Source organism: Peptoniphilus indolicus ATCC 29427 (assembly GCF_000227315.1).
Taxonomy (GTDB): Bacteria; Bacillota; Clostridia; order Tissierellales; family Peptoniphilaceae; genus Peptoniphilus; species Peptoniphilus indolicus.
On the sequence record NZ_JH165063.1, the window covers coordinates 85,688 to 91,514 of the forward strand.

6 protein-coding genes and 1 pseudogene are annotated in these 5,827 nt (G+C 30.2%); 5 read left to right on the plus strand and 2 right to left on the minus strand.

Annotation, left to right across the window (positions count from 1 at the left end; genetic code table 11):
- Positions 1 to 329: 329 nt before the first annotated feature.
- Both HMPREF9129_RS07120 and HMPREF9129_RS07125 read right to left on the minus strand, forming a co-directional pair.
- Positions 330 to 872 carry a MurR/RpiR family transcriptional regulator gene (locus tag HMPREF9129_RS07120; protein WP_004821975.1) on the minus strand — a complete coding sequence of 181 codons (543 nt, stop codon included), beginning with the start codon at positions 870 to 872 and terminating at the stop codon, positions 330 to 332.
- A complete protein-coding gene (locus HMPREF9129_RS07125; RefSeq protein WP_004821978.1) occupies positions 839 to 1,201 on the minus strand; it encodes a MurR/RpiR family transcriptional regulator in 363 nt (120 codons plus the stop codon). Before HMPREF9129_RS07125 ends, HMPREF9129_RS07120 begins: the two co-directional genes overlap by 34 nt.
- A gap of 324 nt (positions 1,202 to 1,525) precedes the next feature.
- Between HMPREF9129_RS07125 and HMPREF9129_RS07130 the strand changes: the two are divergent.
- The 5 genes and pseudogenes from HMPREF9129_RS07130 to HMPREF9129_RS07150 all read left to right on the plus strand — a co-directional run.
- A pseudogene (locus HMPREF9129_RS07130) lies at positions 1,526 to 2,709 on the plus strand (dicarboxylate/amino acid:cation symporter).
- A gap of 13 nt (positions 2,710 to 2,722) precedes the next feature.
- Positions 2,723 to 3,052 (plus strand): M29 family metallopeptidase, encoded by a 330-nt coding sequence (locus HMPREF9129_RS12045; protein WP_004821985.1) that lies wholly within the window; start codon positions 2,723 to 2,725, stop codon positions 3,050 to 3,052.
- Between the two features lie 26 nt (positions 3,053 to 3,078).
- A complete protein-coding gene (locus HMPREF9129_RS11055; protein WP_257009224.1) occupies positions 3,079 to 3,717 on the plus strand; it encodes an aminopeptidase in 639 nt (212 codons plus the stop codon).
- A 153-nt stretch (positions 3,718 to 3,870) separates the two neighbouring features.
- Positions 3,871 to 4,680, plus strand: coding sequence for a nitrilase-related carbon-nitrogen hydrolase (locus HMPREF9129_RS07145; protein ID WP_040552792.1), 810 nt, complete (start codon positions 3,871 to 3,873; stop codon positions 4,678 to 4,680).
- Positions 4,681 to 4,688: 8 nt separating this feature from the next.
- On the plus strand, positions 4,689 to 5,827 hold a 1,139-nt coding region (locus HMPREF9129_RS07150; RefSeq protein WP_004821991.1), incomplete at its 3' end, for an aromatic amino acid transport family protein.

The following is a 5,827-nucleotide window of genomic DNA, read 5'->3' on the forward strand; positions in this document are numbered from 1 at the left end:
TATATATAATTAAATGAGGGGATAGTAACAGAAAAACAGCTAAACATATAGGAGAAGCTCTTAATACAATAAATAACACTATAAATAAAGGAACTACAAAATAAAAGAAATCCAATAGAAACTTTGTCAAAAAACAAATAGAGAGAATAATAGTATCGATAAATAATTATCCTGGAAAGATACTAAATTTTAGCGCATATTACGAGGAATTTATAAAAGAAATAAAGGTATAAAAAATTTTCCCCTAGTTAAATAGGGGAAGACTTAAGAAAGTAACATAGTTTTCTATGATTAAGTAAGGTGGATAACTTATTGTTGCAATTAGATATTTAAAATTTTTGATAAAGTTCAAAATCATTCCAAAAAGCTTCCTTTTTAGCCATTTTTTGCTCCGCTTTTTTTTCTTTAGCTGCTATAGAATTCAAAAGGGCTGTAACGATAGTTATAACAGGTATAAGGTTATCAGAGAAAGAAAGAATTTCATTGTTTATTAATAAAGGAATAGTTGTATATTTAACCAGAGGAGATGTAATTGAATCTGTAATACAAATTGTTTTAACTCCTCTATTATATGCATATCTATGAATATTTAAAGTACTTTTTAAATAACGAGGCAAACTTAAAGATATAAGGACATCTTTGGATGTAATTTCAGATATATCATCAAAATCTCTGTTGATGCCATCTATAATATAAACATTATTTCTGATCCATTTTAAACTCAAACCCAAAAAGTATGTAACAGAATATGAACTTCGTGAACCCACAAGATAGACTTTTTTTGCAGTAGAAATTATATCAACTATTTCATCAAATGTATTAGGATTAATATTATCTATTAGCCATTGAATATCGTCTTTACCTTTTTGCAATACATCATAGAGAATTTGAGTCTGGTTACCTTTTTTTCAGTTAAATTATGTAGCCTTTGAGTCATGGTTATTTTTTCTCTCAAAAAATTTTGTAAATCATTCTGCATGTCAGAATAACCTTTATATTGAATAAAATTAGCAAATCTTACAACACTAGATTCACTGACTCCACATTTATAGGCAAGTTCTGTTGAAGTGTAAAAAACAGTCTTGTCAAAATTTTCAAGAATAAAATCTCCAATTTTTAATTGTGTTTTACTAAAGTTTTCTTTAAAATAATTTATTCTTTGTAATATATTCAAGTTTTCAAAATTTATTGAATTCCGCATAAAATCCCCCTTTTATCTATACATTATACAAGTAAAAACAGATAATATCAATTATTATATGAATAAATAAATTCTTATATAAATAAAAGAAGAATAATATTCTTCAAAATTAATAAAATGACTTGACTTAATCCGAATTTAAATATAAACTTAGAGTGTAAAATACTTGCAAGTATTAAAGGGAGGTAATAGAAGATAAAGTTTTAAAACTAAATAGGAGGAATTAAAATGACTGAAGAAGTTAATAAAAGAAAAATTCCATCATATGTAAAAATATTTATTGGACTAGTATTAGGAGTAATAGTAGGTCTGATTTTAAATAAGATGGGTGGAGAAGATATTCCTTTTATAGCTAAAAAAGTAATACCTTTTATGCAATTTTTAGGTGACTTTTTTATAAAAGCTATAAAGATGGTTTTAGTACCATTGGTATTTTTAGTATTTTAAATGCAGCTATTTCATTGGGAGATATAAATGCTTTAAAAAGTATAGGATTAAAAACGATTCTATGGTTTTTATTAAGTTCAGCTTTTGCTGCTGGCGTGGGCTTAATTTTTGTAAATATTATTAAACCGGGAATAGGAATAACTTTAGGTTCAGTTGAAAATGCAATGGCTACAGAAGCTACATTACCAGGTCCTTATGAAATAATTTTAGGATTACTTCCTATAAATCCCATTAAGTCATTAGCTGATGGAGATATGATGCCTATTATAGTATTTGCTTTAATTCTTGGATTTGCGATTATTTATTTAGAAGAAAGCAGAACAAAAGAATTAATAAATATCATATCTGTTATAACCGATGCTATGTTAACAATGATTGGGTGGATAGTAAAAATAATTCCATTTGGGGTATTTGGTTTGATGAGTGTTACAATGATAAAATTTGGAACATCCATATTTGGGCCAGTGTTTAAGTTCATAATCACAGATTATATTTCAGCCTTGACAGTAACTTTAATTTTTTACCCAATAGTACTAATCGTACTTGGGAAAGTAAAACCTTTGCCTTTTTTCAAAAAAGCTTTCGAACCATGGCTAATAGCTTTTAGCACATGTACATCCTCAGCAGCATTACCTGTGTCAATGAGGGTGGCGCCTGAAAAATTAGGTGTTGATGATAAAGTTTCAAACTTTGTATTGCCTTTAGGAGCAACAGCAAATATGAATGGAACAAACATATACTTCGCATGTATAGTGGTATTTGCAGCTCAGTTATATGGTATTGAATTAAGTGTAGGACAACAAATTTTTATTGTACTTCAAGGTACATTATTGAGTGTAGGGTGTGCAGCAACACCTCAAATAGGCTTAATAATCAGTATTTCACTTTTAACTCAAATGGGACTTCCTTTAGAGGCTACTGCACTGGTAGCCGGTATTTATAGGATAATAGATCAAATTCATACAGCAACTAATTCTTTAGGGGATTTAGTAACCTCTGTAATAATAGCAAAAAGTGAAAATAAATTAAATACGGATGATTATTATAATATGAGTTTATAAAGAGGAGAGAATTATGGATAACAGAATTATAGAATGCTTTGAAAGAGCTTATTATTTATTAGATAAATGTATGGGAGTAAAAAAAGGGGAAGAAGTTTTAATAGTAACAGATCCTCAAACTGATACCAGAATGGTTGATGCATTGATGGGAGCGGCCAATACACTTGGAGCGGAATGCGGTGTATATATGATGCCTATAAGAGGTAAAGACAAAGCTACTATTTTTCCTAAGTCATTAGAACTTGGAATGGAAAAGTGTGATGTGTTTATTGGAATGACAACTTCATCAGGAGCTGCTATCTACAATAATAGATTAAAAGAATTAATAAACGAAAAAAATTAAGGGAATGTTCTATTTGCTTAAGAGGAATAGATAATTTTACTCGTGGAGGAGCGCTTGCTGATTATGAAAAAATATATGCCAACGGAGAAAAGCTACAGGCTGTGTGGAGAGGAAAAAAATTTGCTCATATAACAACTCCTGCAGGAACTGATTTAAAAATGGAAATGAATGATATGGAACCAATAATTGAATGTGGCATAGCTAGAAAGCCTGGAGATGCTATGGCATGGTCGGATGGAGAAGTATCTTTAGGACCAGTTATTGGAACTACAGAAGGAATTTTAGTCATAGATGGACCGATTTGTTATTATGGGAATCCATCAGAACCTGTAAGATTGAAAGTTGAGGGTGGTAAAATAGTTGAAGTTATTGATGGAGATCCAAAAATAGTAAGAGAAATTAGAAAACAAATTGATACTATTCCTGGAAGTGATAATATAGCAGAAATTGGAATAGGGTTAAATCCTGAAAGTTTATTCAATGGAGATTTTGAAGAAGAAAAGAAAGCTTTAGGAACTTGTCATATTGCAATGGGGAATGGCTATTATTATGGTCAACCTGCAACTTCTACAGTTCATATAGACATGGTTCAATACAATCCTACTATAATCTTTGATGGAGAACTTATTGTAGATAATGGGAAGGTTTTATGTGTGGAAAATTAATATTTATTTAAAATAAATTGCACAAAGTAAAATAGATATCAATATTATCAATGGGTAATAAAAATATATCTTATTAAAAGGGAATATACTAATTGATGTTCCCTTTTAATGTATAATTCAAGAAAACATTTGCATAGTGAAAGGGGGATTTATATGCCAAGAAAATTAAAAATAGCTCAAGGACAATTTGCATTGATTAATAATGATACAGAGCAAAATTTTAATTTAATGAAAAAATTTATTGAAGAGGCTGGAGCAAAAGAGTGTGATTTAATTACATTACCGGAATGTGCATATACAGGATATTCATTAACGGCTCTTGAATTACAAAAATTAGCGGAGACAAAAAATGATTTTTTTGTGTCGGAAATGAAAAAATTAGCAAAAGAAAATAAAATTCATATATATGCAGGCTATCCTGAATTAGATGAAATAGTAGCTGGAAGAATTTATAATTCAGCTATATTTATAGATGACGAAGGAAATATACTGGCAAATATGAGGAAAGTATATTTATGGGGGGATGAGAAATTAAAGTATAGAGCAGGGGAGAAATATCCTGTAGTAAGTACTAAATTTGGCAAAGTAGGATTACAAATTTGCTATGATATGGAATTGCCAGAACCTTCAAGAATACAAGCCTTAAAAGGAGCAGAGATCATATTAAATGTTTCCTATTGGTCAATGCCTGCAAGAACAAGATGGTTTATAGATATGCGAGGGAATGCTTTATTTAATGTTTTATTTATGTCCGGAACTAATGCAGTAAAAGATAATTTATGCGGCAGTTCTATGATAGTAGGACCGGATGGAGAAATAATAAATAGAGCATCTGAAACAGAACAAGAATTGTTAATAACAGAAATTGATTTAGATTATGTAGTAGAAATGAGATCAAAACTTCCGTATTTAAATGATTTTAAAGAAGATACATTTACTATGGAAGCTCTAAATAAATATTGAGGTGAAATATGGAAAATAGAAATACTCAATACGAAGAAGGGGCTCTAAAGATTCAAAAACTTACTTCAGCAGAAGTTATTTTTCAAGTTGTAGGTTGCGGCATAGGTTCGGGAGCGCTTGGGACTGCTTATGCTGCAAGAAAAGGTGGTTTTCCGGTAATAGCTATATGGTTGTTATTATCTGGTTTATTAACTTTATTTTCTATGTATTACGTTGCTGAGGCTACATTAAGAACAAGAAAAATGATTCAGTTACCTGGACTTGCTGAAAAATATGTTGGTCCGGCAGCAAGAGTTTTAATATTTTTGGCAGTGGTGATAAATTCATTTTCATGTTTAATAGCTTATTTTAATGGAAGTGGAAGTATAATATCTCAATTATTAGGAGTACCACAAATTGTTGGAACTTTTATATTTTTAATTCCTTCAGCAATAGTTGTATACATTGGATTAAAAGCTGTAGGAATTGCAGGAAAATATATGTCATATCTGATGATAATATTAATCTTAGTATTAATAAGTGCAAGTTTTGTAAGTAAAAATGCAGAGTTATCAAGACTGTTTGAATCTAATTGGGACTATGCAATTCCTATTTTCAACGTTGCGGCTTTTAGTTATATCGGACAATATTTAGTTCCGGACTTAGCCAGAGGGTTAGCACATGACCCCAAAAAACTTGCTCCTTCACTTTTGATAGGGCAAATAATAGTGGCAATATTATTGATTTTGATCCCTTTGGGAACTTTCTTAGTTTCTCCGTCTAATAATATAGAACAAGTAGCAACTATAACATGGGGAAAAGCAATAGGAAATTGGGCATTTGTGAGTGCAAACTTATTTGCATTGATGGCAATATTTACATCTTTTACTCCAATAACACAGACATTAATATCAAATATAGTGGACTTTTTTCATTTCAAAAGTGATTCAGATCCTAAGACTAGAATAATGTTGATGATAATCTGCCTAGGTATACCACTATTTTTAACCGTTACAGGTATGGTAGGATTTGTTGATGCAATATATTTTTCCGGAACTTTTGCAGCAGCAATTATGGCTATTTTACCAATATTTATGGTTAATAGTGCTAGAAAAAATGGAGAGATTAAACCGGAGTGGAGTGCAGGTAAATTAGCATCTAAACCGGT